This is a genomic window from Spirosoma montaniterrae, from assembly GCF_001988955.1.
Classification (GTDB): Bacteria; Bacteroidota; Bacteroidia; order Cytophagales; family Spirosomataceae; genus Spirosoma; species Spirosoma montaniterrae.
This window is the reverse complement of record NZ_CP014263.1, coordinates 2,297,105-2,324,088: the sequence shown is the minus strand read 5'-3', so window position 1 is coordinate 2,324,088 and position 26,984 is coordinate 2,297,105. Positions and strand designations below refer to the sequence as shown.

At 53.9% G+C, this 26,984-nt stretch carries 25 protein-coding genes; 13 read left to right on the top strand and 12 right to left on the bottom strand.

Going from position 1 to position 26,984, the window contains the following annotated elements:
* Window positions 1-22: 22 nt before the first annotated feature.
* Window positions 23-1,828 (top strand): cytochrome c peroxidase, encoded by a 1,806-nt coding sequence (locus AWR27_RS10140; RefSeq protein WP_077131071.1) that lies wholly within the window; start codon window positions 23-25, stop codon window positions 1,826-1,828.
* A 60-nt stretch (window positions 1,829-1,888) separates the two neighbouring features.
* On the opposite strand, the gene AWR27_RS10135 is transcribed toward AWR27_RS10140, so the two are convergent.
* Entirely contained in the window at window positions 1,889-2,272 is a 384-nt protein-coding gene (locus AWR27_RS10135) for a MerR family transcriptional regulator (RefSeq protein WP_232326028.1), read from the bottom strand.
* Between the two features lie 71 nt (window positions 2,273-2,343).
* On the opposite strand from AWR27_RS10135, the gene alaS reads away from it, so the two are divergent.
* Together alaS and AWR27_RS10125 are read left to right on the top strand one after the other, a co-directional pair.
* Window positions 2,344-5,022 carry an alanine--tRNA ligase gene (alaS, locus tag AWR27_RS10130; protein ID WP_077131069.1) on the top strand — a complete coding sequence of 893 codons (2,679 nt, stop codon included), beginning with the start codon at window positions 2,344-2,346 and terminating at the stop codon, window positions 5,020-5,022.
* A gap of 2 nt (window positions 5,023-5,024) precedes the next feature.
* The gene (locus AWR27_RS10125) at window positions 5,025-5,879 is read left to right on the top strand and encodes a glutamate racemase (RefSeq protein ID WP_077131068.1); all 855 of its coding nucleotides are present in this window, start codon (window positions 5,025-5,027) and stop codon (window positions 5,877-5,879) included.
* On the opposite strand, the gene AWR27_RS10120 is transcribed toward AWR27_RS10125, so the two are convergent.
* The 3 genes from AWR27_RS10120 to AWR27_RS10110 form a co-directional block, all read right to left on the bottom strand.
* Window positions 5,874-6,425, bottom strand: a complete 552-nt coding sequence (locus tag AWR27_RS10120) for a GNAT family N-acetyltransferase (RefSeq protein ID WP_077131067.1) — start codon at window positions 6,423-6,425, stop codon at window positions 5,874-5,876. The two genes, AWR27_RS10125 and AWR27_RS10120, sit on opposite strands and share 6 nt — an antisense overlap.
* Window positions 6,426-6,429: 4 nt before the next feature.
* A complete protein-coding gene (locus tag AWR27_RS10115) occupies window positions 6,430-7,017 on the bottom strand; it encodes a hypothetical protein (RefSeq protein ID WP_077131066.1) in 588 nt (195 codons plus the stop codon).
* Between the two features lie 61 nt (window positions 7,018-7,078).
* Window positions 7,079-7,936 (bottom strand): bifunctional transcriptional activator/DNA repair enzyme AdaA, encoded by an 858-nt coding sequence (locus AWR27_RS10110; RefSeq protein ID WP_077131065.1) that lies wholly within the window; start codon window positions 7,934-7,936, stop codon window positions 7,079-7,081.
* Window positions 7,937-8,084: 148 nt separating this feature from the next.
* On the opposite strand from AWR27_RS10110, the gene AWR27_RS10105 reads away from it, so the two are divergent.
* From AWR27_RS10105 to AWR27_RS10095, 3 genes are all read left to right on the top strand, one after another.
* The gene (locus AWR27_RS10105) at window positions 8,085-8,648 is read left to right on the top strand and encodes a Crp/Fnr family transcriptional regulator (RefSeq protein WP_077131064.1); all 564 of its coding nucleotides are present in this window, start codon (window positions 8,085-8,087) and stop codon (window positions 8,646-8,648) included.
* Window positions 8,649-8,738: 90 nt separating this feature from the next.
* Window positions 8,739-9,188 (top strand): hypothetical protein, encoded by a 450-nt coding sequence (locus AWR27_RS10100; protein ID WP_077131063.1) that lies wholly within the window; start codon window positions 8,739-8,741, stop codon window positions 9,186-9,188.
* Window positions 9,189-9,209: 21 nt separating this feature from the next.
* Entirely contained in the window at window positions 9,210-9,914 is a 705-nt protein-coding gene (locus tag AWR27_RS10095) for a DUF4386 domain-containing protein (RefSeq protein ID WP_077131062.1), read from the top strand.
* A 3-nt stretch (window positions 9,915-9,917) separates the two neighbouring features.
* Here the strand turns inward: AWR27_RS10095 and AWR27_RS10090 are convergent, their stop codons facing one another.
* Window positions 9,918-11,078 (bottom strand): catalase, encoded by a 1,161-nt coding sequence (locus AWR27_RS10090; protein WP_077131061.1) that lies wholly within the window; start codon window positions 11,076-11,078, stop codon window positions 9,918-9,920.
* Between the two features lie 140 nt (window positions 11,079-11,218).
* Between AWR27_RS10090 and AWR27_RS10085 the strand changes: the two genes are divergently transcribed.
* Window positions 11,219-11,551 (top strand): hypothetical protein, encoded by a 333-nt coding sequence (locus tag AWR27_RS10085; protein ID WP_077131060.1) that lies wholly within the window; start codon window positions 11,219-11,221, stop codon window positions 11,549-11,551.
* 71 nt (window positions 11,552-11,622) lie between these two features.
* Here AWR27_RS10085 and AWR27_RS10080 read toward each other — a convergent pair whose 3' ends face one another.
* Window positions 11,623-14,232 (bottom strand): M1 family aminopeptidase, encoded by a 2,610-nt coding sequence (locus tag AWR27_RS10080; RefSeq protein ID WP_083732809.1) that lies wholly within the window; start codon window positions 14,230-14,232, stop codon window positions 11,623-11,625.
* A 41-nt stretch (window positions 14,233-14,273) separates the two neighbouring features.
* Here AWR27_RS10080 and AWR27_RS10075 point away from each other — a divergent pair, with 41 nt between their 5' ends.
* Complete coding sequence (locus tag AWR27_RS10075) at window positions 14,274-15,542, top strand: asparagine synthetase B (protein ID WP_077131058.1); 1,269 nt, start codon at window positions 14,274-14,276, stop codon at window positions 15,540-15,542.
* A 13-nt stretch (window positions 15,543-15,555) separates the two neighbouring features.
* On the opposite strand, the gene AWR27_RS10070 is transcribed toward AWR27_RS10075, so the two are convergent.
* From AWR27_RS10070 to AWR27_RS10055, 4 genes are all read right to left on the bottom strand, one after another.
* Entirely contained in the window at window positions 15,556-15,840 is a 285-nt protein-coding gene (locus tag AWR27_RS10070) for a hypothetical protein (RefSeq protein WP_077131057.1), read from the bottom strand.
* 6 nt (window positions 15,841-15,846) lie between these two features.
* The gene (locus AWR27_RS10065) at window positions 15,847-16,251 is read right to left on the bottom strand and encodes a hypothetical protein (protein WP_077131056.1); all 405 of its coding nucleotides are present in this window, start codon (window positions 16,249-16,251) and stop codon (window positions 15,847-15,849) included.
* A complete protein-coding gene (locus tag AWR27_RS10060) occupies window positions 16,251-17,699 on the bottom strand; it encodes a hypothetical protein (RefSeq protein WP_157579187.1) in 1,449 nt (482 codons plus the stop codon). The genes AWR27_RS10065 and AWR27_RS10060 overlap by 1 nt, the downstream gene beginning before the upstream one ends.
* 114 nt (window positions 17,700-17,813) lie before the next feature.
* Window positions 17,814-18,470, bottom strand: a complete 657-nt coding sequence (locus tag AWR27_RS10055) for an SDR family NAD(P)-dependent oxidoreductase (protein WP_077131054.1) — start codon at window positions 18,468-18,470, stop codon at window positions 17,814-17,816.
* A 107-nt stretch (window positions 18,471-18,577) separates the two neighbouring features.
* Between AWR27_RS10055 and AWR27_RS25255 the strand changes: the two genes are divergently transcribed.
* Window positions 18,578-18,736, top strand: a complete 159-nt coding sequence (locus AWR27_RS25255; RefSeq protein ID WP_157579186.1) for a hypothetical protein — start codon at window positions 18,578-18,580, stop codon at window positions 18,734-18,736.
* Window positions 18,737-18,820: 84 nt separating this feature from the next.
* On the opposite strand, the gene AWR27_RS25500 is transcribed toward AWR27_RS25255, so the two are convergent.
* On the bottom strand, window positions 18,821-19,339 hold the full coding sequence (locus AWR27_RS25500; RefSeq protein WP_198045126.1) for a collagen-like protein: 519 nt from the start codon (window positions 19,337-19,339) through the stop codon (window positions 18,821-18,823).
* A 253-nt stretch (window positions 19,340-19,592) separates the two neighbouring features.
* On the opposite strand from AWR27_RS25500, the gene AWR27_RS10045 reads away from it, so the two are divergent.
* Both AWR27_RS10045 and AWR27_RS10040 read left to right on the top strand, forming a co-directional pair.
* Window positions 19,593-20,399 (top strand): 3-keto-disaccharide hydrolase, encoded by an 807-nt coding sequence (locus AWR27_RS10045; RefSeq protein WP_077131052.1) that lies wholly within the window; start codon window positions 19,593-19,595, stop codon window positions 20,397-20,399.
* Between the two features lie 4 nt (window positions 20,400-20,403).
* Window positions 20,404-20,802 carry a hypothetical protein gene (locus AWR27_RS10040; RefSeq protein WP_077131051.1) on the top strand — a complete coding sequence of 133 codons (399 nt, stop codon included), beginning with the start codon at window positions 20,404-20,406 and terminating at the stop codon, window positions 20,800-20,802.
* Here AWR27_RS10040 and AWR27_RS10035 read toward each other — a convergent pair.
* A complete protein-coding gene (locus AWR27_RS10035) occupies window positions 20,799-22,121 on the bottom strand; it encodes a DEAD/DEAH box helicase (protein ID WP_077131050.1) in 1,323 nt (440 codons plus the stop codon). The two genes, AWR27_RS10040 and AWR27_RS10035, sit on opposite strands and share 4 nt — an antisense overlap.
* A gap of 588 nt (window positions 22,122-22,709) precedes the next feature.
* Between AWR27_RS10035 and AWR27_RS26130 the strand changes: the two genes are divergently transcribed.
* Together AWR27_RS26130 and AWR27_RS10025 are read left to right on the top strand one after the other, a co-directional pair.
* The gene (locus tag AWR27_RS26130) at window positions 22,710-22,853 is read left to right on the top strand and encodes a helix-turn-helix domain-containing protein (RefSeq protein ID WP_083732808.1); all 144 of its coding nucleotides are present in this window, start codon (window positions 22,710-22,712) and stop codon (window positions 22,851-22,853) included.
* 125 nt (window positions 22,854-22,978) lie between these two features.
* Window positions 22,979-26,923, top strand: coding sequence for a hybrid sensor histidine kinase/response regulator transcription factor (locus tag AWR27_RS10025; protein WP_198045125.1), 3,945 nt, complete (start codon window positions 22,979-22,981; stop codon window positions 26,921-26,923).
* Window positions 26,924-26,984 lie beyond the last annotated feature (61 nt).

Sequence of the window (26,984 nt, the reverse complement as noted above, 5' to 3'; positions counted from 1 at the left end):
AACACCAATACCATAGAAGACTATGCAACAATCCCTAAAATTGTTACTGGCGATTTTGGTGACAACTACCCTGTTTGTTGCACTGGCCGGGATGGCTTCGCGCTGGAGTCGCCCCGTTCTGGCACCCGTCGAGCAGACCAAAGCCCGGTTTTGGCAAGACCTGCAAACGCTCGATTCGCTGACGAATCGGGTGTTGCTGCCCCTTGCCGAGCGTAGCACGTCGACCGACTCGCTGCAACGGGCGTTTCTGGCCTGCCGAACGGCTTACAAACGCATCGAGCCGTTTGCTGAGTACTACTTCCCGACCACCACGCGCTTAGTGAACGGCCCGCCACTGCCCGAAATCGAGGTAGAAGAAACCAAGCTGTTTGAACCGGGCGGACTTCAGGTAATCGAAGAGTTTTTATACCCAACGTTCGACCCCGCCGGGCGCGACGAACTGGTGCGCGAGGTCCGAAAACTGAAACGCGAACTCAAACGGTACGGCGGTCTCTGGGAAGCCACCGAACTGACCGATGCCCATGTATTCGACGCGCTTCGGCTGGCCGTATTTCGCTCCATCTCGCTCGGTATCAGTGGATTCGATACGCCCCTCTCGCGCACGGCCATCCCAGAAGCAGCTACGTTGCTGACATCGGTACAGGCTTATCTGGCTCCGTATGTGTCAGAAAAACCCGCGTTCGCGTCGTTGCAAACGTTGCTGGCCGGGGCCGGGACGTACCTGCGTCAACATCCGGATTTCGACAGTTTCGACCGGGCGCACTTCATCACCACCTACGCTAATCCGCTATCGACACAGCTACTCGACTATCAGAAACAGCTTGGTATTCTGCCCTTTACCGACAAACGACCGCTGCGCCCCGACGCGCCCACACTTTTTGCGGCCAACGTGTTCGACCCCGATGCCTACGCGACAACGCTCGATGCCCGCCGAAACCCGGCTAAAGTAGCACTGGGCAAACGGTTATTCTATGACCCGGTATTGTCGGCCAATGGGCAACGGTCGTGTGCGAGTTGCCATCAGCCCGACAAGGCATTTACCGACGGATTGGTTAAAAACAAAACCCTGACCGGGCAGGGCCTGATTGGGCGCAATACCCCCACGTTGCTCAACGCGGCTCTGCAAGCCGGACAGTTTTACGACCTGCGGACATCGTCGCTCGAAGGGCAGGTATTCGACGTAGTTCACAACACGTCGGAGATGCGCGGATCGATGGAGCGGGCGGCTCAGGAACTACAACGCAGCCCCGACTATGTAGATTTGTTCAAAAAAGCGTTTCCAACGGCGCAGGGAGCCATTGCTTCCACACACATTCAGAATGCACTGGCGGCTTACGAACGCACCTTAACGTCGTTCGATTCGCGTTTTGACCGGTATATGCAGGGTGAAAAAACGGCATTGTCGGCAGAGGAGATTCATGGGTTCAACCTGTTTATGGGGAAGGCCAAATGCGGTATCTGCCACTTCATGCCACTCTTCAACGGCACGGTGCCGCCCGCCTACACCGACAGCGAATCGGAAGTCATCGGCACACCCGCCACCGCCAGCAATCGGCAACTTGACCCCGACCTGGGCCGCTACGCCCACACCAAACTCGATCCGCTGAAGTATGCTTTCAAAACACCAACTGTGCGCAACATAGCCCGCACGGCTCCGTACATGCACAACGGCGTGTATCAAACGCTCGAACAGGTGGTTGATTTCTACAATCAGGGCGGGGGCAACGGCTTCGGTTTCGGTCTTGATAATCAGACGCTTCCCGAAGACAAGCTGAATCTTTCGGGTTCGGAGAAAAAAGCGTTGGTAGCGTTTATGAAGGCGTTGTAATTTCGATTCTGTTCCGTAAGGGGGCGAATTAATTCGCCCCCTTACGGAACAGAATCGAAATTACAGGCCATCGCGAATTTGCTCCAGAAACGTTTTGATTTGTTTGAGTTTGGCGATGTAGCGGGCGTTTTCGCGTCGGGCGGCATCGCGGGTTTTCAGGTATTCGCGGGCACCGGGTAGCGTGTAGCCTTTGTTCTGCGTCAGGTCTAAAATTTCGCGCAGGTGTTCGATGTCGGCGGGCGTGTACACGCGGTCGCCAGAGCGGTTTTTTTTGGGTTGAAGCGTCGGAAACTCCTTCTCGTAGAAGCGCAGTTTCGATGCGTTGATGCCGAACAACTCGGCCACTTCCTTAATGCCGTAATACAGTTTTCCTCCGCCTTCCATCCGACAAACTTCCCCAACCGCCTGAATAAACGCAAGTTTTGGCGTAATTTTGCCCCTCAATTTTATTGCCCCATTAAAGAGCGGTCAGCCTGTTACCCCTGTTGGCTGCTCACTGCTAACTGCTCACTGAAATGACTTCCCACGAAATACGTCGGCAATTTCTCGACTTCTTCCGTTCCAAACAGCACCTGATTGTGCCATCGGCTCCGCTCGTTGCCAAAAACGACCCGACGCTGATGTTCAACAATTCAGGCATGGCGCAGTTTAAAGACTTTTTTCTTGGCAATGGCACACCACCCGCGCCCCGCGTGGCCGACACGCAGAAATGCCTGCGCGTATCGGGTAAGCATAACGATCTCGAAGACGTGGGTTTCGACACCTATCACCACACCATGTTCGAGATGCTGGGCAACTGGTCGTTCGGTGATTATTTCAAGAAAGAAGCCCTCACCTGGTCGTGGGAGTTGCTGACGGAAGTCTACAAACTTCCGAAAGACCGCATCTACGTATCGGTGTTCAAAGGCGATGAGCGCGACGGGGTGCCGTTCGATCAGGAGTCGTGGGATTTGTGGAAAGGCATCATTGGTGATGAGAGCCGGATTATTCTGGGCAACAAAAAAGATAATTTCTGGGAAATGGGCGACACGGGTCCGTGTGGGCCGTGTTCCGAAATCCATATCGACCTGCGCTCGGCAGACGAAGTAGCGCAGAAACCGGGCAAAGAACTCGTGAACGCCGACCATCCGCAGGTGGTTGAAATCTGGAACAACGTGTTCATGCAGTTCAATCGCAAAGCCGATGGTTCGTTGGAAGAACTACCCGCCCGGCACGTCGACACGGGCATGGGTTTCGAGCGGCTTTGTATGGCAATACAGGGCAAGCAAAGCAACTACGACACCGACGTGTTCAGCGGTACGATTCACGTAATCGAAGAACTGTCGGGCCAAAAATACACGCGTGGAACCGACAAGTCGGACGTGGCGATGCGCGTGATTGCCGATCACATCCGGGCCGTGAGTTTCGCTATTGCCGACGGATTGGTGCCGAGCAACGCCAAAGCGGGCTACGTGATTCGGCGGATTCTGCGCCGGGCCATCCGGTACGGCTACTCGTATCTCGGTCTGACCGAGCCGTTTATGACCAAACTCGTGCCAACGCTGGCGATGCAGTTTGCCGACGTATTCTCCGAATTGAACGCCCAGCGCGATTTTGTGGCTACCGTAATTCGGGAAGAAGAAATTTCGTTCCTGCGCACGTTGGGTACGGGATTGGGTCGTTTAGACCAGATTATTGGTCAACTCACAACGGAAGGTGAAAGCGAGATTCCCGGCGCAACGGTGTTCGAGTTAAACGACACCTTCGGTTTTCCCGCCGACCTGACCGCGCTCATCGCCCGCGAAAAAGGACTGAGCATCGATCAGGCCGGTTTCGAGAAAGCATTGGCCGAGCAGAAAGCCCGTTCGCGCAAAGACGCCACGTCGTCGGCAGGTGATTGGGTGGAAGTCAATGAATCTGACAGCCAAGCTGGCTTTGTTGGCTATGACCAGACAGAGGTAGAAACCCAGATCCTGAAATACCGAAAAATACAGAACAAACAGGGAACGCAGTATCAGCTTGTGCTGGCCGAAACGCCGTTTTATGCTGAATCAGGTGGGCAGATTGGCGATACGGGTACGTTGACATTGAGCAAGGCCGGAACGCCCCTGTGTGTGCTTGAAGTAATTGATACGAGGAAAGAAAACGACCTGAGCGTTCATATTGTTGAGAATGTATCCGGCATCGACGACTTGCTGACTGATGCTGATTCGGTCTACGCCACTATTGACACCACTCGCCGAAACCTGACCTCCAGCAACCACTCGGCTACGCACCTGCTACATGCTGCCCTGCGCGAGGTGCTGGGAACGCACGTAGCTCAGAAAGGCTCATACGTCGGACCCGACGCGCTCCGGTTCGACTTCTCGCATTTCCAGAAAGTAGACGACGCGCAATTAGCTGAAATCGAGCGGATTGTGAATGAGAAAATCCGCGAAGACATCAAATTAGATGAGAAACGGAACGTACCCATCGAACAGGCCAAAAACATGGGAGCCACGGCCCTGTTCGGCGAGAAATACGGCGATTTTGTTCGTGTCATTACGTTCGACCCAACGTACTCGGTCGAACTTTGTGGCGGTACGCACGTGCCGGCAACGGGCCATATCGGGCTGTTCAAATTCACGGGTGAAGGCTCGGTGTCAACGGGCATTCGGCGGGTAGAGGGCAAAACGTCGGTAGGAGCCGAGCAGTTGGTGAACGAGCAAATGGCCGTTGTCAGCGAACTGAAAGAGTTGCTAAAAGCTCCCAAAGACGTGGTGAAAGCCGTACAGACCTTGCTGGAAGAACGTAGCGCACTGCAAAAGCAGGTCGAAGCGTTGCAGAACGAGAAAGTGCAGCAACTAAAAGGGCAGTTGCTCGAAAAAGTAGAAGTTGTAAACCGCAACGGCGGACCGGGGCATGCCCGTTTGGTTGAGCGCGTAGACGTGCCCAACGCCGACGCGCTGAAGCAGTTGGCCTACGACCTGAAAGCCAAAGTCGATAACCTCGCGCTGGTGCTGGGTGCCGACATTAACGGCAAGCCGCAACTCGCCGTGATGCTGCCCGATTCGCTGATTCAGAGTAGAAACCTCAATGCCGGGCAGGTGGTAAAAGAACTCGCCAAAAACATCAAAGGCGGTGGCGGTGGGCAACCCTTCTTCGCTACGGCGGGCGGCTCCGATGCGTCGGGGCTTGATGCCGCGCTGGCACAGGGCAAAGAACTGCTGGGGTGACGATGGTCGAAAACCAACCAATCGGCGTTTTTGACTCTGGTTACGGCGGGTTAACGGTGCTGCGTGAGATTGTACAGAAACTGCCGCAGTACGATTACGTGTACCTCGGCGACAACGCCCGAACGCCCTACGGCACCCGCTCCTTCGAGACCGTGTACCACTACACGCTCGAATGTGTCCGGCATTTGTTCGACCGGGGCTGTCGGCTCGTGATTCTGGCCTGCAACACGGCGTCGGCTAAAGCCCTGCGTAATATTCAGCAACTCGATTTGCCAACGCTTGCTCCCGGACTGGATGGTCCCGGACTCGACGGTCCGAACCGGCGCGTGTTGGGCGTAATTCGACCTACGACCGAGGTAATTGGCAATTATACCAAAACCGGGCAGGTTGGCATTCTGGCAACGCGCGGTACGGTTTCGTCGGAGTCGTATGTAGTTGAGATTGAGAAGTTTTTTCCCGAACTGCGCGTGTTTCAGGAAGCCTGCCCGATGTGGGTGCCATTGGTCGAAAATGGCGAGTACGACCGGCCCGGTGCCGATTATTTCGTGCGTCAACACCTCGACCGGCTGCTGGCGCAATCGCCTGACATCGACACGCTGCTATTGGCTTGTACGCACTATCCGCTGTTAGTCAATAAGATACGGCAGTATGTTCCGGCAGAAACAACCATTCTCAGTCAGGGCGGTATTGTGGCCGATAGTTTGGCTGATTATCTGCTGCGCCATCCTGAAATCGAGCGGCAGTGCAGCCAACACGGGCAGCGCACCTTCCTGACAACCGATTCAACCGCCGACTTTGACCGGCAGGCGACCGTGTTCTACGGCGAAGCCGTGCGGTCTGACATGCTGGTATTATGATAAGTCACGGCTTTTGCGGTACAGCACGTGCGGGCGCATCGGGTGGCCGACAGGCAGGCGCGGATGGTCAAAATCGTCGGCGGGGTTGCGGCTCATGCCAAGCCGCTCCATAAGCCGTTGCGAACGCACATTAGCCGGAGTGGTGAACGACACAATTTCGGCTAAGCCCAACGTTTCAAAGCCAAAATTCATGGCGGCTTCGGCTGCTTCAAACGCGTAGCTTTTTCCCCAGAAGGGCCGGGCTATGCGCCAGCCAATTTCAATGGCCGGTGTAAAAGGCGCGTCGAATGTTGCGGGCCACAAGCCGCAATAGCCAATAAACGGCTCAATGTCAATGACTTCAACGGCCCAAAGTCCCCAGCCGGTTTCGGTGATGTGCCGGGCCAGCCGGTTCATCTGCTCATCGCTTTGGGCGCGGGTCAGTCGGGTAGGGTAGTGGGCCATCACCTCCGGGTCGGCGTTCATGCGGGCAAATGGTTCGGCGTCGGCAGGTAGCCACGGGCGCAGCCGCAACCGCTGGGTTTGGAGCGTAACGGGTGTATCCATAGACTCACTGCCGGGCCAGCCTGACAGGAATTTCGCGGTTAAAGCGGGGGTTGTCGCTGCTCCAGAAGCTGGAACCGTCGGGTCGGCGGTAGCTGAAAACCAGCGTGAACAGGAGTGCATTGTTGTCCCAGTGACCGTTTTTGGTCAGGTTGATGAAGAAGTTCGGTTTAGGTAATCCCTTGTCGAGCGTCGAACGAAATTCGACCTGATTTAGCTGGTGCATGTCGTCTTCGGTCACGCTTCCCCAGATTTCGTACGGCTCCCGACCCAAGCGGCTCGAAACCTCGGCCATGCCATCGAAAGCGCGTTTGTTGGTTCGCGACCTGCGTTTTCGTTTGCTGAACGCCTTATCCCAGCGTTCATCGTCGGTAGTGGGTTCTCCAATAGTTAGCGAAAGCGTTTTGGCAACACCATCGGGGTCTTTGAACTGACACTGCCATTGCCCCACTAAGATGGGTTCGCTGGTGCTGTAGGCCCACGGTTGCTGGTAACGGTCGATCCATTTGCCGCCATAAAAGCTAATACCCCCGTATACCAGCGATACCAAAATCAGCAGGCCCAAACCCGCCAGACAACCTGTAGACCGTTTCATAGTCAGTGTGAATAAATGGCTGATTATGAACGTAAAGGTAAAAGAAACGGCTGTTTTTTGTTTATAACTCACCCACTGTTCGGGCGGCTTCCCAGCCGAGCATGGCCTGCTTGCGGTCGGTGCCCCAGCGGTAGCCGCCAAATAGACCGGTTTTTTTGATAACGCGATGACACGGGATCAAATAACCAACAGGGTTGCTGCCAATGGCCGTGCCAACCGCCCGCGATGCCGAAGGCTGGCCGATGGATTCGGCAATCTGATCGTAGCTAACCAACCGACCTTCGGGAATTTTCAGCAACGCTTCCCAGACTTTCAACTGAAACGCCGACCCACGCAGCAACACCGGCAACGGCTGATTTGGCCGATTAGCTAACGTACCGGCTACCGGAAAGATTTGAGCAGCCAGCGTCTCCAGCGCGGCTGGATTGTGCTGGTGGTTGGCTTCGGGCCAGGCGGTTTGCAGGAGCGTTTCAGGCTGATTCGTTTCGTCTATAAACTGGAGCAGGGCAATTTTGCCGCCGATAACGCCGAGCAGATACGCACCGAACGGGCTATCGAACACGCCGTAATGCATCACTAATCCGGCTCCGGCCTGTTTAAACTGCCCCGGCGTAACGCCTTCAATGGTTACGAACAAATCGTGAAGCCGCCCCGTGCCCGACAAGCCCGCATCGTAGGCTGCTTCGGTCAGTGGAACGCCCCGGCGAAGCTGCGCTTTGGCATGTTCGAGGGTCAGAAACTGGCTGAATTTTTTCGGACTTACTCCGGCCCACTCGGTGAAAAGCCGTTGAAAATGAAACTCGCTGAGACTGGCCCGCTCGGCCAGTTCGGCTAAGGTAGGCTGTTGCTGATAATGGCCTGCCAGATGCTCGATAGCGCGGGCAATTTGCTGATACGTATACGCGTGGCTGGTGTTCATGAGCGTTTTCGGTCCGACGTTTCGGTTGTGTTGACCTCTACAAAGGTCGGTAGAAACGCAGCCGCACAAAACCCGATTCTTGCGGTGTTGGTTTGCAGACAGAGCCAATGGTATGTAGCTTTGGATACGTCGGCAAAAAAACAGCAGCGTGGATAGATTATACGAATTTCTGGTAGCCAGTGGCTTTGAAGCCGATCAGCAAACAACCGTAATTGGAAAGTTTCAGCGGCAGCAATTGCACAAAGGCGAATTATTCACCCAGGAGGGGCGTATCTGCGACCGCTTAGGGTTTGTGGAACAGGGTCTGTTTCAGTTTTTCTGCGACCGCAACGGCGACGAACTAACGACCTACACCGCCGGTCCCGACGATTTTTTGGTTTCGTTGAGCAGTTTTCTAAAACAGCAGCCAGCCCGCGAATCGATCCGTGCGCTGACCGACAGTGTCATCTGGGTAATTTCCCGGCAGGCGTTCGTGCAGCTTCGCCACGACCTGCCACCTTTTGAAACGTTTTACGTCGGATTACTCGAAGACCAGATCAACTGCATTGAAGAGAGCCGGTATAACTTGCTGACACTGACGGCTGAACAGCGGTATCAAAAAATGATGGACGAAGAGCCGCATTTGTTGCAGGAAGTGCCGCTGCATTATCTGGCGTCGATTCTGGGAGTTACGCCCCGCCATCTGAGCCGTATCCGGGGGCAGATTCGCTGAACCGCCCCTACCGAATTAGACATTTGTCTACGTTTTCGGCTGAACCCGACAACCACCTTTGTACCGTCGCTAACATAAAAAAATGACGGTATGAAATCAATTATTATAGCCGGACTGCTGCTGTCGGTCGGCTCAGCATTTGCCCAGCGTTTTCCACGCAACGAAATCAGTATCAATGGGTTTCGTAATCCATCCATCGGTCTCGAATACCGCCGAAATCACGTTTCGGTTCATGCGGGCTATTACGTCACCAACTTCACGCCCAACACAACAACGCAATTTGTCAAAACGGGCCTGACCTACTGGTTTCTGCCCGTTGGCCGGCGCGAAAATCCGTCGTCATTGTACACGTCGGTGGCTTACCTGCACGGTCTGAATCGCGATTATCGGGATCAGAATGCGGCTTCGGCAGAGGTTGGTTTCCGGTGGATGGTCTGGCGGGGGCTAAACCTGCGGCTTGGCGTGATTGCCATAGCCAGCACCGACAACGATCTCAAAATCAATCCTACTCCCGGCATCAGCTACTCGTTTCACTGGTAATTCACCCATCTCACATAGTCAATGAAAACGGCAACACTTCCGTCTGACCAACATATTGGCAACTTGCTCATTGGTGGGGTTGTACTCATCATGCTTCCCTACACAACGCTGACGATGGTCTTCGACTACCCCGACATTCTGCGGCAGGACCCCGGCATTGTGCTGACCCGCTTCCATGAAGGAGGCAGTACACTCGTTGGGCTATGGTGGCTGTTTGCCATCAGCGGATTGCCCTTGCTTCGGGCGTATGTACTTATCGGTCAGCGACTTGAAGGTCTGGATTCAGCGATTCGGTGGGCTACTGCGCTGGGGATTATCTCGGCAGTGGTACAAATCGTCGGATTGCTGCGATGGCCGTTTGTAGTGCCGGTGTTGGCTGCTCAGTACGTCAACGCTACAGACCCGGCCACCCGGCAAGTCGTGGCAATCGTTTTCAGTGCGGTACACCAGTACGGAGGGGTGGTACTGGGCGAGCATATGGGGCAGCTACTGACCATTATTTATACTGTGCTATTGTCGAGGGCGTTGGAGCGGCTGGGGTTGTTTCCGCACTGGGTAAGCTACCTCGGCTACGGCGCGTCGGGTATTTATCTGCTGGCACAGGCCGAACTCTTCGCGACGGTCATACCCGGCTTCCCGAATTGGGAGCTGGCCGGGTTGCTGGGCAGCACGCTCTGGCTGGTATGGTTGCTGGTTGTAGGCATACAATTCAGACGCATGGATTGATGTTCATCCGTGCTGCCCGGTCATCATCCGTCGCAGGTTCGCCATGTCGACGCCGAGACCCTGCGCAATCGCCATGCCCAGCGCAATGTCGCAGCGGAACCAGTGGCACAGTTGCCGATCAATAATGATCTCGCGGTTAGGGCCACTGATGCTGTTCATCGACGCCACGACATTGGCAACCAGCCGCCTGCGTTCGTCGGCTTTCATCACCCTACGGAACAAGTCGCCCGGTTGACTATACGGGTCGTCGGCTCTTCCGGCGGGGCGTTCATACCAGACCGGAGTGGGGTAATCGGGATTCGGGGCGGGTTCGCTGAAGCGGGTATCAACAGCGGCATCGGCGAAACTGTTGGGAAGAAAGCCCGACTTTTCGTTTAGCTCTACCACGCCCACGTCGATGAGTGGATAATCGATGTGGGGCCATACGTTGGTAAGATCGAACGGGTCGTAGCGGTAGGTAGTGGCTTCGGCTTCGGGCATCACCTGTACTTTCAGGCTCCAGCGCGGAAACTCACCCCGGTCGATGGCTTCGGCGAGGTCGCGCTGCGCGAAGTCAATGCCTTTAGCTTTCTTTTCGGTATCGGCGAAAAATTCTATGCCCTGCGCCGATTTGACGCGTATTTTCGCCCAGAACCGCTCGCCGTTGGCGTTGATGAAACTGAACGTATGTACGCCATAGCCGTTCATGAATCGGTAGCTCTGTGGCAATCCCCGGTCGCTCATCAACATCATCACCTGATGCAGACTTTCGGGGGTCTGACTCCAGTAATCCCACAGCATCGTCGGCGATTTCAGATGAGCGGGTGGTGTGTGAACGAAATCGCTGAATTTTTGCGGATCGTTCACCGAAAAAACGGGCAGGTTGCTACCGGCTATTTCCCAGTTGCCCTCGTCGGAATGAAATGTCACGGCAAAACCGCACATGTTGCGTTCGGTATCGGTAGCATCGTTTTCAGCGCCCACCATCCCGAAGCGTACCGATACGCGGGTGCGCTTGCCCACTTCACTAAACACCCTGGTGCTGGTGTAGGCCGACACGTCATGCGTTACGATAAACGTGCCGTAAGCTCCTGACCATCTGGTGTGTAGATAGGACTGGTCGCTCTTATCTTCGGAATGCGGACGGCCCGGTGCGGGCGTGAATTCTTGAGGCTGACTTTCCATATGAATAGAATTGGCGGCAATATGCTAAAATCCGCGAGAAACGAAAATCTGTTAAAAATCAATTTTCTGATTGACGCCGGTCAGGATTGGGGCAGCTACCTGTGTGTTGTTTTGTATTGTCAACGAAACGATAAACAATCATGGCAACGCTCGCACAATCGACATACACACATCCCCAGACAGAAACCCTCAACTGGCTTTCTACCTATAAACAGTTTGCCGAAAAGGCTGATTTTAACCGGGCTGGCTGGGCAGCAACGATCCTCACCGTTCAGGGCTGTTTGCTATCGCCGGTAGCTCTGCTCACGATGTTTTATTTTGGCGGTGGCGATTGGCAACTGCTGGTCTGTAACCTTTGTTTTCTGCTGGCATTGGTGCCCATTCTATCGGCCCAGTCGATGAAATACGTTTTTCCGGCCTTCGCCGTAAGTGCCGTGGTGCATCTGGGCATCATGTTAATGAACGTGCTGTAGCCATTCCGTAAGGGGGCGACTACGCGTCCCGGAATTAATTCGCCCCCTTACGGAATGGGCGGAATAACGGCTTATCGCCCATATAATAACCGACTGGCCCGAAACGGCGTGTCGGCAGCTTGCAGCAGTTTGTTTCGCAAACGCGGGTTGTAGTTCGGGCGGTCGGTTAGAAACTGGCGAATTAGCGCGGCCACGTCGGGCGTTTGATACGCGCCCAGCGTGGCCCGTAGCCATTGTTCAGGAAAGAAAATATCGCCCGTTCGCTGTATTTCGTCCAGAAGGTCAAGACTTTTGGGTAGATATTTTTTCGACGTTTCGGCCCGGAGTGGGTGGTGCAGATAGCCCAAAGCCGCCGTAACCCAGGCTTCGCGGTCGCGATTTTTATCTACAGCCAATCCCGCAAAAAAAGCGTCGCGCTCGGCCATGTCGGGCGAGAGCGCGGGCATGAGAAAGGCCAGCCGTTTTTGTCGGTCGGGGTTTTTGACGCGGGCCAGTTGACGCGGTAAAATCATATCGGCGGGATAGTCGCGAACGGCCAGCGCAAGGGCCAGATTCGTGTAGTCGTCTTCGGTCAGCGTAACCCCTGCCGGAGCGTTTTGCGTTTCCCAGATACCATAAAGCCGCTGTTGGGCCGTGTCGGTCAGGGCAACGTTCTGATACAGTCGAAACAGCAGCTTGCGTAGGCCGGGCGTTTTAGCCTGGTTCATGGCCTGCCATGCAACTTGCTCCACCGCAACAGCGCGGGCAGGTCGGTCGGCGGGTTTGGTGAAGTGCCAGACAAGATCAGACAATTGCCCCGTCAGCAATCGCAGTGCTAATTCATCGGCTTCGTCGGCAAGTTGTTGCTGATAAAAATCCGCTAACTGATTCGGCGAGATACCCTTCCCCGCCAGCATGTTTTCATACAGATTGATGTAAGTGGCCGCGCGGGCAACCGGGCTTTTTATGCGTTTCAGGTATGCCATTACGTCAAGCAATGGCATACTTGAAACGCCAATCGGAAACCGCCCGTAGCCCTGCCCCGACGTATTGAACAGCACAAACAATGGCGCGGCTTTTCCGATGGCTTTAGCGACCGAAACCGTTCGGGCGTTCATGTTCACGGTTAGTTCCTCAACCCGGTCGGCATACACCAGCGCAACCTCGAACAGTTGCGGCCAAAGCCGCGCCGAACCATCTTCGCCCATTTGCGAAATCGTGAACTGCGTGATGCGTCCGCCCTGCTGGTTTAACTGGTGCGAAAACACGGGTCGGCCCGTTTCGCTGACCCAGATACGGCTCCACGCAGCCAGATCGACGGGCGTTCGTTTGTCTAAAATCGTAATCAGGTCGGTCCACGTCGCGTTGCCGAAGGCGTAGGTTTTCAGGTACTCGCGCAGGCCGTCGCGGAGGGCGTCTTTTCCCATCAGCCGCTCCAACTGCCGCATCATGATCGGTGCTTTGTGGTAGATAATGCCGCCATAGAGTGTACCGGCTTCCTGCAAATTGGCGAGCGGTTGCCCGATGGGATTGGCCCCGGCGGTGCGGTCAACGGCATAAGCCGCCGGAAAATGATCGACCACAAATTGCAGGTCATAGTTAGCTTCGGAAGAACCCGATGCGTCGGTGCTTTTTTCTACAATCTTATCGGCTATGAAATTAGCGAAGACTTCTTTCAGCCACACATCATCGAACCACCGCATCGTTACGAGGTCGCCAAACCACATATGCGCCGTTTCGTGGGCAATAAGCGTGGCCCGGCTTAGCTTCTGGTCGCGGGTGGCTCCATCGTCTAAAAACAGGGCCGACGAGCGGTAATCGATAGCTCCGACGTGTTCCATGCCGCCGTACTGAAAATCGGGAATGGCCGCAAAACCGAACTTCTGAAACGGATACGGTAGCTGCGTGTAGTCTTCCAGAAATCGCAGCGCGTCGGCGTGCAGCGTGAAAATCGGGTCAAGGCTCAGCCGGAGTTTGGTGCTATCGGTTTCGCGGTGCAGCAGCGTCATAGACCGTTTGTCTATTGTTCGGGAAACGGGCGTAAACCGGCCCGCTACGAACGAAAACAGGTACGTCGGAATCTTTTCCGAAGGCACGAAATCATAGGTTAGTCGGCTTTTGTCTGTATTGTAAATTGTGTGCCGAAGCGAAGCATTGGTCATGGCCTGCCAGTTGGCCGGAACAGTAAGCGAAAGCTGAAAGGTAGCTTTTAGATCGGGCTGGTCGAAACAGGGAAAAACGGTACGGGCGCGGTCGGGTACGAGCAGCGTGTAAGCGTAATCGTCGTTGCGGTTGAGCGAAAGATTACCGGCAATAAACTGAATGTCAACGCGGTTCGGTCCGCGCTTCAGCAGGTCGGGACCGATGAGCAGGTGTTCGTTCTCGAAAACAATCGGGACCGACGCGCCGTTTACCGAAACAGCCTGAATGTGAGTGCGTTCTTCTTTAAAATCGAGCTGAACCGGCTGGCCGTTGGGCTTCCAGTCGAATGTAACGGTTTCGCTGGCTGGAATGGGCTGGTTTTTGTCGGCGGGAATGTCGAAATTTAATTCGTAGTCTACGTTGCTGATGCTTTTTTGCCGGGCAACGGCCAGCGTTTTCGAGACACCCGCTTCGACAGGTACGGGTTGGGCAATTGAGAACGGGCGGGCGAAAGCCATACAAAGTAGCAACAGGAGTGAGCCGTAACAGAATGTGTGCATGAACGAAACGAATTGCGAACACAATAAAGGTAAGGCGAAGCATGAAACGACACGTCTCTCTCTGGCTGCTTTTTTCGATTGGCTGCTGCGCCCTGTGCGCACGGGCCAACTCCGTCCTGATTCCGATGGACGACCGACAGGCCAACCACCTCAAAGCCTACGGTATTGCGTATAAATGGCTGAAAGACGATCAGGAAGTCGACTGGCTGCTGAATTACCGGGGCGGTTCGTTTCTGATTACCAGTAGCGCGGCTCTCGAAACCGAGTGTCGGGTGCGGGGCGTATCGTTCGAGACGCTTTCCGATGCGCAGGCGGCCTCGCTCCGGCAGCAAATTGGCAACCCCGACGTGAACATGAATGTCGTGACGTTGCAGAAAGCGGCTAAAATCATCGTCTATTCACCCGTAAAAGTCAGCCCGTCGGAGTTTGAAAATACTGACGCCGTATTGCTCGTGTTGACCTACGCCGAGATTCCTTACGAGATTGTTTACGACGAAGAGATTCTGAAAGGCGACCTGCCCAAATACGACTGGCTGCATTTGCACCACGAAGATTTTACCGGGCAGTTTGGCCGCAGCCTGCACCGCATGACGCTGGCCGATATGAAAGCGCAGGAAGACATCGCCAAAAAATACGGATTCTCGAAAGTCTCGCAGATGAAATTAGCCGTGGCGAAGGGCATTAAATCGTTCTGCACGGGGGGCGGCTACCTGTTTGCCATGTGTTCAGGTGCCGAAACGCTCGACATTGCGCTGGCGGCTGAAGGTGTCGATATTGTCAGCAGCAGCTACGACGGCGACGGCATGGACGCCGACGCGCAAAGCAAACTCGACTTCGACAAAACGCTGGCCTTTCAGAATTTCACGCTTGAAGGCGACAATGGCTACCGGGGCTTTTCGACCTTCTCCGACATTAACGCAACGGGCGGACGCGGCTACGATCAGCCGCAGGGATTTTTTCAACTGTTCGACTTTTCGGCCAAGTGGGACGTTATTCCGGCCATGCTGACCCAGAACCACGAACACATCATCAAAGAGTTTATCGGCCAAACTACGGCTTTTCGCAAAACAGCCGTGAAGCCGAGCGCACTCGTGATGGGCGAAGGCAAAACCTCTGACCGCTACATTTACGGTGAAGTAGGGCGTGGGCAATGGACGTTCTACGGCGGTCACGACCCCGAAGGCACACGCGGGGGCGGAAGCTGGCGCACCCCCACCGACCTCAACCTGCACCCTCACTCGCCCGGCTACCGGCTCATTCTCAACAACGTACTGTTCCCATCGGCCCGGAAGAAGAAACGGAAAACGTAGGAGAGAATAGCATTTACGGTCGGCAAATATGCCGAATTTCGTTGGTGGCTGGGTCGCGGCAAACGATGCAACCGTGTATTTCACTGATGGGCGGGCACACCGGGATATCCATTTGGTTCTGCTCCATTGTCCAGAGTGTTATCTTTTCAGCATCCGAAAATATATCGGCTGGCGGACTACTTTTAAAGGTCAGTTGCTCAATAGATACCTCTGATATGTCATAATCAGATAAAATTTGTTGTACTGCTTTGGTTAGTTCGGGCAACGCCTGATTAAGCTTTTCGGTCTGGTCGTTCATGAGATTTTATGGAGTTGGTGAATTCGTTGCCGTTGTTTTTGCAGATGGGGCCTTCGATGACGTTATGGCTCCCACTAAGTCAGACAGGTATTTTTTGACATCGAGGTCAAAGGATATACCGATAACCGGAAAGCTGGTTAGTTTACGCAGACTATCTTCTCGTTTAAAGTACCAAGTAAAGCCCCCTGTAAGCTTCACAGTGTTACTAAGCCGATAACTCAATCCGGTTACGAATGCGCTTTTTTCAAAGAAATTATCTCGGGGCGGATTGGCTGTGCTGTCTTTGAGCGATACGAGCGTGTAGCCCAGCGTCAGGCCAAAATTCTGCCAGCAGGTTTTGTTTCGGATGAGGTGGTAAGGCACGTCGCGGTCGAGCGGGGCAAAATTAATCGTAGCACCCACGAATGGCATCAATAGATAGTTGCTGCCCGGCCCAGCGGAAAATCGGAAACCAAACCAAAATCAGGTACCAGACTGTGTTTTGTACGGGTTTCAAAATTAAAAATATAAGTATCGCCACCCGTAAAATCGGTTGTCATGAAACTTCCATTGTCGGCAATGGCCTTGTTTATCTTTGTTTGATTATCTACCATTTTTTTCAGTACTGCCCGGTTGAAAGCCAGATCAGTGAGTAGCTGAGTTAGTTGCCTGTCAAGATCGGCCAATGTGGTTTTCTGAAGAACTAAAAGCTGGTTCAACAAACGCACCCGATTAAGGTCAGCAACGGTTTCTTCGATATTTTTTATGCGTCCATCAAGATTACTTTTATTAGTGTTCACGCAGAACTCACACAAGAGCGGTCGTAGGCCACCAAGTATATCATCATGAGTTTGCCCGATTAGGCTCTTAAGTTGTTCAAGTGTACGCAACACCCGGTTATTGTCATGCGTAAACATATCCCGGAGTTTACTGGCCGACAGGGTGTCGTAGTTTAGGAATAACCAACCGAGTGTGTCGAGCAGGGGTCTTGAACTGCTGTGAAAACTGGTTCGGCGGCTAACCTGCACGGCACTGTCTAATGTTTTTTTGAGTGTTGAATCGGCCTTGAATAATGGTTTTACGTTCTTTTGATGATAATCAGCTAATGCTTTTACGTCTATTATGCCAGAGTCATATGTTGTCAAACTACCTGGATTACCCGCAACTGGTATCCACTTAAAGGATGATTTAACCACTCCGCTTGATTCGAAATCAGTACCGGATGCTGTGACCAGCTTTGCAGAATCTGGATAACTGAGTCGGGTCATCCCAAAATAGACTGAACCTTTTTTACTCTTCTCCGCAATCTTGTTGTACTCATCTACCGCTTTCCGAATTAGCAAAGCTCGGGCTTTTAGAGAAGTGGCGGGCAGCGAGTCCGCTTTGTGGAGGTAGCGAAAGACTTTGGGCGCGTCAGGGTGTGCTTTATAGTAAATAGCAATCGTATATTGTGTGGACGGTTGAAGGGCAACGTTATCCCGGAAATTGATGTAGAGATACGCTTTTTCGCCTTCTTTTCGGATGAAAAAGTAATCTTCAGGAATTCTTCGAGGGTTGTAATTCTTTGGTCTGGAAACCGTTTTTGGATTTCCGTCTGCATCATAAATGACGATACGCTCCTGGGTTCGCTCAATAATTGTTTCGTCCAGTGTCTTATTCCGTTTGTGATCGAATAGACTAATAGCAACGGGATTATCTTTACGGGTGAGAAGTTTTAGAAAAAAAGGTCGATGGAATGGTAATGTCTCCGATGGAACGCCCGTCAGCGTATCGATTGTAATAATCTTCGGTTGAGCGGGGCTGGGATGAGATAGTGTAAACAAAAATACAAGTAGCCCGGCGAGCTTTTGGAAAAGGCCGGGTTGAGAAACATGCTTCATAGCATACGGGGGCAGAAGGTTCAGAGCCAGAGCGGACACGAACAAAACTATAGCAACCTTTTGCTCGTGGCAATGGGGTTTTTCCCGTATTTATTCTGCTTTTCCCCGTATCCCTCATTCATACATCCGCTCAAACGTCCACTGCGTTCGTGGTTGCTGATACAGGGTCCAGAAGGCGTCGGCGATGCGGTCGGGTGAGAAATGGTCGTTGCTGCCGACGGCTCCCATAATGGTGACGGTGCCGACCCGAATGCCGAGCGGTTCGAGCGTCTGGCGCACACACTCGGCCATGTTCCGAACAGCCGCTTTGCCAACCGAGAGCGACGTTAGCGGGCCATACGGTTGTAAGGCCGTGCTGCCCCCTGTTACCAGCACCGTGCCGCTCCCGGCTTGCTGCATGGCAGGAGCGACCGCCTGAACGGCTACCAACAGCCCGGCCACGTCGGTACGCATATCCTGCATGAACAATTCCGGGTCGAGGGTCAGGGCGTCGGCTTCCCGATATACAGATGGGTTATAGAGCAACACCGTTGCCGGGCCGCGTTCGGCCAGTACGGTCAGCAGCGTTTGGCGAAGCTGATCGAAGTTGGCAACGTCGGCGGAGTAGTTGCCTACGTCAACGCCATCAGTAGCGAGTTGCTGTTGCAGATTCTGAAGCGATTCAATCCGGCGGGCAACGAGCGACACCCGAAAATTCTCGCGGCCAAAGCGTTTGGCTACACCGAGGGCTACGCCCGGTCCTGCGCCTACAATCAGCAGATGATTAGACATGGTTGATTTTCCAGTTGCTCGGTAGGGTGAAAGAAAAGATTCGGTATGTGCAATTTTTGGCCTAACCTTTGCTATATCGTCCGTATCATAGCAACTGGTAAAACGTCATGAAAGTTATATCGCTCTTTTTTATGCTTCTGGCTCTTGTTTACGTAACCGTCCGGCATCAGCAACAGGTATTGGCCCGGCCTGCTGAGCCAATCCGTACACAGGTTGCCGCCCCTGTTTTACCGATAAACTATCCGCTCGTCTGCTCACTTCAGTAGCTACGTATTGGGTATCAAAAACAGCCCCGGCAATACGCGAAATTACGTATTGCCGGGGCCGGGCGTTTCAGGAAGGGTGCGGAATCAGTCAGGAAGATGGTAATAGGCTTTTACGGCCTGATAATTGCTCATGTCGACGGCTGCTTTGCGTCCGCCTACGGTTGTGCCGCCGGGGATAATCACATAGCGAACGCGCTGGTTTGGTGAAGTGGCATAGTTAGCCGAAAACTCAATGCGTCCTACATAGAAACGGGCGCGGAAAAAGCGGGTTCCATCAAGATAAGGTAGTTGAAAATATTCGCCCGTCGTGAAATTGATATAGGCGAACACAGCAGCCTGATCGAGTACGGCCTGCGTGATAGCCGGGGCGTTCAAAAACACCGAGTACGACGTGCCACTTCCGGTGAGTGTAATGGTACTCCAGGGGGAATACTGTACGTTTGCGCTACCTGCTGGTCCGGCTGGCCCAGCGGGTCCGGCTGGTCCCGCTGGCCCGGCTGGGCCTGCCGGACCGGGTTCGCCATCTTTGGGCTGACACGCCTGGAAGTTAAGAGAGCCGAAAATGATGGCAATCATCAGAATGCCAGTATAGATAGATTTCATAGTGAAAGAGATTTTGTTTAACAGCTCTTTGGTCGCGCCATAAACCGTGCTGGCAAACAACTATCATTAAATCAAGTAAAACTACGCAGCCAATAACTATTTGAGAGTCAGGGTATTTACCTGATGTGAAGTTACTGTTATGCTGTTTCTCCGGTGTAGGCTCTTATTTGTTTTCACGTTGCGGTAGATGTAGCCGACATGTGGCTTATAATGCGTAAGATTCGTATCGTACTAAAAAACTTTATTCACTCCCATGAAGCGTTCTGTTCTGACATCTATGCCGCTGGTTGTTTTGTGTTGTATTGCCTTACTACCAACAGCGTGGGCGCAGGTTGGTGTAGGCGCGAAGCCCGTTGCCGGGGCAGAGGTGTTTTTCGACGGAACCCGGCAGATGCTCGATGAGAAATGGACGTACTGGGATGGCCCGCGCCTGAGTACGACCCTGCCCATCAAGTGGTTTCTGGTGAAAGACCCCGTTGATGGCGACCAAACGCAGCCCGACCGAACGCGGCCCGGCATGGTGCTGAATACCAACGACCCGGCAGCAGCGGGCGGTAAATACGGAGCCGCCGACATCGTGACGAAAAAACAATTCAAAGACTGTCGCGTACATATCGAATTCCTGATTCAGAAACCGGGCGGCAATAGTGGCGTGTATCTGCAAAGCCGCTACGAAATTCAGGTTCTCGATGGCGACACCACCAAACATGGCATGGGCGCAGTTATCAACGAATCGCCTTCGCCCTACGCAGCTTATACCGGGCTGGGGAAATGGAACGCCTACGACATCGTGTTTCGGGCGGCCCGGTTCGAGAACGGCAAACGCACCGAACCTGCCCGGATAACGCTGTATTTCAACGGTAAAAAAGCCCATACCAATTTCCCGATCAATCAGGTCTGGGGCGGAGCCAACTCGGGCATCGACGGCGGCAACGACGATGGCAAGGGAATTACCGATACACCCGGTGGGCTGAAACTACAGGCCGAAGGCCATGACGTACTCTACCGCAACATCTGGATTCAGCCGCTGGAACTCAAAACGGCGAATACGGATTTTTGAGTGTATGACAACCGAAGACATTTATAACGTACTGACCGACGCTATCAGCTCGACCATTGCCGACGAGTGGCTCATTGCCCGCGTAGACGTGCGTATGCTGACCGACGGGCAGGATATTGAATTTGAAGGAACCTACCTGACGCCAGCGGGCGAGGCCGAGCAGCTACCCACCGACTGGCCCGTTGAAGTGGCGGAAGCCGTACAGGCGTTGTACCTGATTCGCGTCAATGAAGGGCACCCCCACGCCAACCGCCTGCAAATCGACCTGACCGCGCAGGGCCAGTTTACGACCGAGTTTAGCTGGGATCAGGAGTTGCAGGACGAAGACGACCATTTTGCCAACGGCGGCACCGTGCGCGAATGGGTAGCTATCCGCGAGGCTAAATACGGTTCATCACTTTAGCGGGCTACGTCGATTTTGTACTTTTTGCCTTTCATTTTCTGCTCGTTAACCCGCGCCAGCAACGGGCCAACCTGTTCGGTTTTTACGGCAGCAAACGACATCGTATCGTTCACCACAATCAGGCCCAGGTCGCCCGGCGCGAGTAGCCCTTTCTGCGAGAAAAAGCCTACAATATCCACTTTGTTGAGTTTGTTCTTTCGCCCGCCACTGATGTAGATCGTCTGAAAAGCAGGTGGGTCGGGCAGCGAAACGTCGGTAGGGAGCGGCCATTCATCGAGTGGGTCGGGAAGCCAGTTGGGGCGGGTTTCGGTGGTGTGCAGCAGCACGTAGGCCGTGCCCGATGCCTGCATCCGGGCGGTGCGACCGTTGCGGTGCGTAAACTCGTGGAGGTGAGCGGGCAGGTGGTAATGAATTACGTGCTTCATTTCGGGAATGTCTAACCCACGGGCTGCCAGATCGGTCGTAATCAGATACCGGGCACTGCCATTGCGAAACTGAATCAGGGCGCGTTCGCGGGCGGGCTGCTCCAGACCACCGTGGTACACTAATGAGTGAATGCCCCGCTCGGCCAGCATCGCGCTCGTGCGCTCGGCGGCATCGCGGTGGTTGCAGAAAATCAGGGCCGCTTCGGACCGAAACGAACACAGCAGCCGAACCAGCGCGTCGATTTTGTCTTTGTCTTCGGAGTATACGGCCTTCAGCGTCAGCGCGGCAGGTATCTCTTCGTCGTGGCTGAACGTAAGTATGGTGGGTTTTTGGAGCCGGACAAAATCGGGAATGTCGATACCCGCCGTAGCCGACACCAGCACACGATTACGCAGATTCGGCAACGCATCGACAATGTACGCCATTTCCTCATGGAAGCCCAGCGTCAGCGATTTGTCGAACTCATCGAGTACGAGCGTATGAACGGCATCGAGCGAAACCGTTTGGCGGGAAATATGGTCGGCTATTCGGCCCGGCGTGCCAATGAGCAGGGCCGGTGGACTGCTCAGGTTCCTGACTTCAACGTCCATCGGGTGGCCGCCGTAGCAGACGTTGACCTTGTAGCCGGTACTCATCTGTTTCCATACCTGTTCGATTTGCAGAGCCAGTTCACGCGAGGGCGTCAGAATCAGGCATTGTATGTCGGTGTGGTCGGGTTGCAGCAGGTGCAGCACGGGCAGCAGAAACCCGACGGTTTTGCCCGACCCGGTGGGCGCAATCAGAAACGTGTCGGTATTGGGCGCAATGGCGGTCAGGGCGGCCTCCTGCATGGGGTTGAGCGCGGCAATGCCGAGTTTGGCCAAAAGTTGCGTCTGCTGTTCGGGGCTAATCATTCCACAAACATACGCCGAAAGCAGCGGGGAATTGGTCTGGTGTTGAGATGGTAAAGTTATGTTGAGTCTCTTACTTTAGATTTATTCTACTCGACCCGAAACGGTCTTTGGTAATGTTCATCTCATTTAGGCCAGAATTTTATACCACTTGTTTTTGTTATATGGCTGTATAACTCTCTGTCTGACAGGCTCACTAACCGAGGTATGTTTTTTATATTTTTGTCAACGTCGGCAAAAGGTAAGTTAGGCGGATTTTGATGTGCTATAGACTCACATATGCTTAAAAAGGATTTTAACATAGTTTCAGAGTCTGTTTTGCCTTTCGTGTTAATCCTTGAAATAATGTTGGGTATTCCTAATCTCAGGAAAAGAGCCTTTTTATTTTCTACACCCGGGTATTTTACGCTAAAGCAGTGAAAAGCCTCGTCTTTGAGGGCGGACGGTTAGCCCCTGCCAGATGAAATCGGACTGGCGTACCAGCGACAGGCGTGGCCTAATCGGTGCGCCGACCGGGTTTGTTAACGTTCAACATTTTCTATTATTAATGTTAAATGGTTTACCTAACTTTGGCCGTATCGACGGACCGCTATGTTAACCGCCTATCGCTACCGGCTATACCCGAACGCTACGCAAACTGAGTTGCTTAACAGGCACTCTGGTAGTATGCGGTACGTGTACAATTGGGCGTTAGGCATCAAGGCCAGAGTTTATCAGTCCTTAGGTAGTCGTTGAAGCAATAATCCTCCGCTAAAGCGGGGGAGGATGTCAATATCTTTCCATCGGATATGAACACGCGGATACTGTCGATCTTACTTGGCTTGGTCTGTTTGCTAAGCTTTTGCAGATCAACAGTTTACTTGTGGGCGCAGTCGGTTGACTTACCTCAACCTGAAGTCATTACCGACCGGCAGGGGTTGCCTCAGGCCTTCGTTCCCGCTATTCTTCAGGATAAACAGGGCTTTATCTGGGCCGCCACCCGCGATGGTCTCTGCCGCTATGACGGGCATCGATTTAAGGTCTTTCAGCCCGACCCCGACGGGCGTCCCTCGCTCTCCTTTGCTGGGTTGACCCAAATCGAACTGGATCGGCATGGGCGAATCTGGGTCGTTTCCGAGCGGGGCAATATCGATGTATTCGACCCACGGACCGAAACGTTTACCAACTTTTCCCGGCAAGCCGCTTTTCGCCGATTAGTGAAACCCGGCGCTACGTATTTTTTGCGCATCGACCGAAAAGATCGGCTCTGGCTGATGGATGGCAATGGTGTCATTTGCTGGGACACCCACAAAAAGCAGGGCCACTGGTTTCGTCACCAGCCTAATCGAGTCGCATCGATCAGCAACGATAAGGTGTATGATGTATCGGAAGGAGCGGATGGGACGATCTGGCTGGCTACCGCGAACGGATTAGATCGATTTGAGGAAGCCACTCTCAGTTTCAGGCACCTGCGCCACCAGCCGGGCAATTCCCAGTCGCTGCCGGAAGATTCGTTAGCCCGCGTATACCTCCGCCCGACCGGAGAACTCATGCTCTTCTCCCGGCACTACCTGACACTGCTACAGCCCCACACGGGCCAACTGCGCTCACATCGACTACCAGCCCAGGGAAACGAATGGTTAGGTACTCATGTAAGTATCGACCGGCAGGGAGCGGTGTATTTCGACCAGGATAACATGCTGTTTCGATTCACGGACCGGCAGGGCGTCCAGATCGTCACTCGCTGGAATGGGCGTAACAATGGGTGTAGCAGTCTGCTCATTGATCGGACCAATGTGTTATGGGTTGGTACCAATGGATCGGGTATCCGCTTCTACGATCTACAACCTAACCCATTTCGGAAACGCCCCTATCACCGCAACTTTTATGAGGATTTACTTACCAGCGATTCGCTGGGGCTATCCCCTGTTTCTCCGACTGCTTTAGTACGCTTGAGCGGGTTGAGTAGCTATAATTTTCGATCCACCTTCGATACCGCTGGCTGCTTCTGGTTTAATGTGGGTAGCTCGGATATCTATCGGCTGAATCGAAAAACGGGCCAGACAGCGCATTTCCCGTTGCCGATTGCCTTTCGTTGGGACGCTCCGGGGCACGTCCCCTGTCCAATGACTACCGATTCCCAGGGACGCGTTTGGGCGATCTATGACTCAACAGCTTTTTGGTTTGATGAGACCAGTAAGCATTGGACCCGGTTCCCGTACCCAATCCCTGTCCAGCCGACCAACAAAATCACCGAAGTAGTAGCCGATGAACACGCGCTTTGGCTGGCCAGTCAGATGGGTGGATTATATCGGCTTGACCGCCAGACGGGTCATATCCGGCAATTTGTCAACCGACCCGGCGATGCGACCTCCCTGAGTAGTAATTCCCTCTACTGCCTGTCTGCCGATCCCGCCGACGCAAATCGGCTGTGGATTGGCACCTTTGGTAGTGGATTGTGTCTGTTTGATAAACGAACGGGTCTGTCCCGCCGGTTTACCCAGGCCAACGGCCTGCCCAACAACGTCATTTACTCGGCCATACCCGACCGGTACGGGTATTTGTGGATAGGTACCAACAAAGGGCTATGCCGGATGAACCGCCGAACCTGTACGACCCAAACCTTCACGCGCGATGATGGCATTATGGCCGACGAATTTAACCGGTCTCACTACGTCCAGTTCCCCGATGAAAAAATACTGATGGGAGGACTGGAAGGCTTCACCTTCTTTCACCCCCAACAGATCGATCAGGATGCCTTTCAACCAATCGTAGAACTGACGGAATTACAAATCAACAATCAGGTCGTTCAGCCCGATCTGCCAGGCCCTGACGACGCAGCCACTACCGCGTCCTCCAGGCGATCCGTTCTGGGCACCTTACCCATTCAGGCCAGCACTCAGCTTACCTTAGCCTACAACCAGAATTACCTGAGCATTCAATTTGCTGCCTTACAATTCAATCGACCAACCAAAAACCGCTACCGCTACCGATTAGACGGACTGGAAGAGACATGGAAGGAGACAGTCCGGCCCGAGGCCATTTACACCAACCTGCCACCGGGCAATTACGTACTGGTACTCAACGCGTCCAATACCTCAGGGCGGTGGAGTCGGCATGTGCGCAAACTGGCTATTACCATTCAGCCACCCTTCTGGGCTACGTGGTGGGCCGTTATTCTTTATAGCCTGATTGGTGTAGGAATCGGCTGGGGGCTACTTCGGGTTTACCTGAATCGGTTACGGCTTAACCAAACCATTCGGCTCCGCCAGCAGGAAGCCGACCAGCTCCGGGCCGTCAATACGATAAAGACAAACTTCTTTACCAATATCACCCACGAGTTTCGTACACCGCTGGCGCTGATTCTGGCCCCAACCGAACAGATGGCAAGTGAGAATCCAGAACCTAAAAATCGTCGGCGGCTGCAAACGATTGAACAGAACGCGCATCAGCTTCTGGGGTTGATTAACCAGCTCCTGGATTTGTCCAAGCTGGAAGCCAGTGTTATGCCCATTCATGAATCGAGAGGGAGTCTGACCGAATTTATCCGTCACTGGCTAACTCCCTTAACCGATCAGGCAACCGCTCAGGGCCTTACCCTGACGTTTGAGTCCGACGTGACGGGCGACTACTGGTTCGATGCTGAAAAGCTGGAACGGATTGTATATAACCTAACGGCCAACGCGCTAAAATTCACCAAAGTCGGCACCATCACCCTATCGTTGTCGGATGCGTCGGGACGTATTCGGCTAACCGTTACCGATACGGGCGTTGGTATTCCGGCCCAGCATCTGCCCCATATATTCGACCGCTTTTATCAGGTCGGGCCGCGTTCGGTCGGGGATACGATTACTACGCCGGGCACGGGCATCGGCCTGGCACTGGTACAGGAGCTGGTTCAGTTGCAGGGGGGGCAAATAGCGGTTGAGAGCCAGCCAAACCAGGGCACTACGTTCGTTGTGGAGTTGCCGTACCGACGGGCTGATACGTCGGAAGTTAACCCGGATGAAGTTTTTACGTCCCGCATAGAAGTCAGCGAAGACTCCTCGACAGTCTCGGATGAATCAGACCATCCCCGGTTGCTGGTAGTAGAAGATAATGATGAACTGGCCCGCTTTATTGCCGAAAGTCTGCCCCAGCACTACCGCATTCGGCGGGCCGTTAACGGACAGGATGGGCTGGGACAAGCCCTGGAACACCTGCCCGACCTGATTATTTCGGATGTGATGATGCCCCTGATGGACGGCTTTACGCTCTGCAATCAGTTGAAAACCGACGTCCGTACCAGCCATATTCCCATTATTCTGCTGACGGCCAAGTCGTCGGTTGAGAATCGGCTGGCGGGCCTCTCGCTGGGGGCCGATGATTACCTGACCAAGCCCTTTCAGCTCACCGAACTTCAGCTCCGGGTGCGGAATCAATTGGTTAGCAAACAACGGCAACGCGAGTGGGTGCAGGCCAGTCTGAGCAATCCCGATCCGGCGTCGTCCCCACAGGCTCCCGAACCCACCGACCCTTTTCTGAGCCGCTTGTACGCCTTGTTTGACGCCAACCTGAGTGATTCCGGCTATGGCCTCGAACAAATGCTGAGTGAGCTGGGCATGAGCCGCACCAACCTGTTCCGTAAAGTAAAAGCCCTGACCGGGCTGACCGCCCACGAGCTACTACGCAACTACCGGCTCAAACGAGCGACCCAACTCCTGCGGTCCGGCGTCTCGGTGAGTGAATCGGCCTATCAGGTGGGCTTCGAAAGTCCGGCCTACTTCAGTAAATGTTTCCGGAACCTGTATCAGATGAGTCCCAGCGAATTTGTGGCTCAAGGCTGATTAGCCAACCTTATTGCACCCTGTTTTTGGCGTTTTGGCTCCAATTGAACCATTCCTTATC

Coding starts and splice junctions, on each gene's coding strand:
- AWR27_RS10140 (WP_077131071.1), top strand. CDS start 23: ATGCAACAATCCCTAAAATTGTTACTGGCGATTTTGGTGACAACTACC.
- alaS (WP_077131069.1), top strand. CDS start 2,344: ATGACTTCCCACGAAATACGTCGGCAATTTCTCGACTTCTTCCGTTCC.
- AWR27_RS10125 (WP_077131068.1), top strand. CDS start 5,025: ATGGTCGAAAACCAACCAATCGGCGTTTTTGACTCTGGTTACGGCGGG.
- AWR27_RS10120 (WP_077131067.1), bottom strand. CDS start 6,425: ATGGATACACCCGTTACGCTCCAAACCCAGCGGTTGCGGCTGCGCCCG.
- AWR27_RS10115 (WP_077131066.1), bottom strand. CDS start 7,017: ATGAAACGGTCTACAGGTTGTCTGGCGGGTTTGGGCCTGCTGATTTTG.
- AWR27_RS10110 (WP_077131065.1), bottom strand. CDS start 7,936: ATGAACACCAGCCACGCGTATACGTATCAGCAAATTGCCCGCGCTATC.
- AWR27_RS10100 (WP_077131063.1), top strand. CDS start 8,739: ATGAAATCAATTATTATAGCCGGACTGCTGCTGTCGGTCGGCTCAGCA.
- AWR27_RS10095 (WP_077131062.1), top strand. CDS start 9,210: ATGAAAACGGCAACACTTCCGTCTGACCAACATATTGGCAACTTGCTC.
- AWR27_RS10090 (WP_077131061.1), bottom strand. CDS start 11,078: ATGGAAAGTCAGCCTCAAGAATTCACGCCCGCACCGGGCCGTCCGCAT.
- AWR27_RS10085 (WP_077131060.1), top strand. CDS start 11,219: ATGGCAACGCTCGCACAATCGACATACACACATCCCCAGACAGAAACC.
- AWR27_RS10080 (WP_083732809.1), bottom strand. CDS start 14,232: ATGCACACATTCTGTTACGGCTCACTCCTGTTGCTACTTTGTATGGCT.
- AWR27_RS10075 (WP_077131058.1), top strand. CDS start 14,274: ATGAAACGACACGTCTCTCTCTGGCTGCTTTTTTCGATTGGCTGCTGC.
- AWR27_RS10070 (WP_077131057.1), bottom strand. CDS start 15,840: ATGAACGACCAGACCGAAAAGCTTAATCAGGCGTTGCCCGAACTAACC.
- AWR27_RS10065 (WP_077131056.1), bottom strand. CDS start 16,251: ATGCCATTCGTGGGTGCTACGATTAATTTTGCCCCGCTCGACCGCGAC.
- AWR27_RS10060 (WP_157579187.1), bottom strand. CDS start 17,699: ATGAAGCATGTTTCTCAACCCGGCCTTTTCCAAAAGCTCGCCGGGCTA.
- AWR27_RS10055 (WP_077131054.1), bottom strand. CDS start 18,470: ATGTCTAATCATCTGCTGATTGTAGGCGCAGGACCGGGCGTAGCCCTC.
- AWR27_RS25255 (WP_157579186.1), top strand. CDS start 18,578: ATGAAAGTTATATCGCTCTTTTTTATGCTTCTGGCTCTTGTTTACGTA.
- AWR27_RS25500 (WP_198045126.1), bottom strand. CDS start 19,339: ATGAAATCTATCTATACTGGCATTCTGATGATTGCCATCATTTTCGGC.
- AWR27_RS10045 (WP_077131052.1), top strand. CDS start 19,593: ATGAAGCGTTCTGTTCTGACATCTATGCCGCTGGTTGTTTTGTGTTGT.
- AWR27_RS10040 (WP_077131051.1), top strand. CDS start 20,404: ATGACAACCGAAGACATTTATAACGTACTGACCGACGCTATCAGCTCG.
- AWR27_RS10035 (WP_077131050.1), bottom strand. CDS start 22,121: ATGATTAGCCCCGAACAGCAGACGCAACTTTTGGCCAAACTCGGCATT.
- AWR27_RS26130 (WP_083732808.1), top strand. CDS start 22,710: ATGTTAACCGCCTATCGCTACCGGCTATACCCGAACGCTACGCAAACT.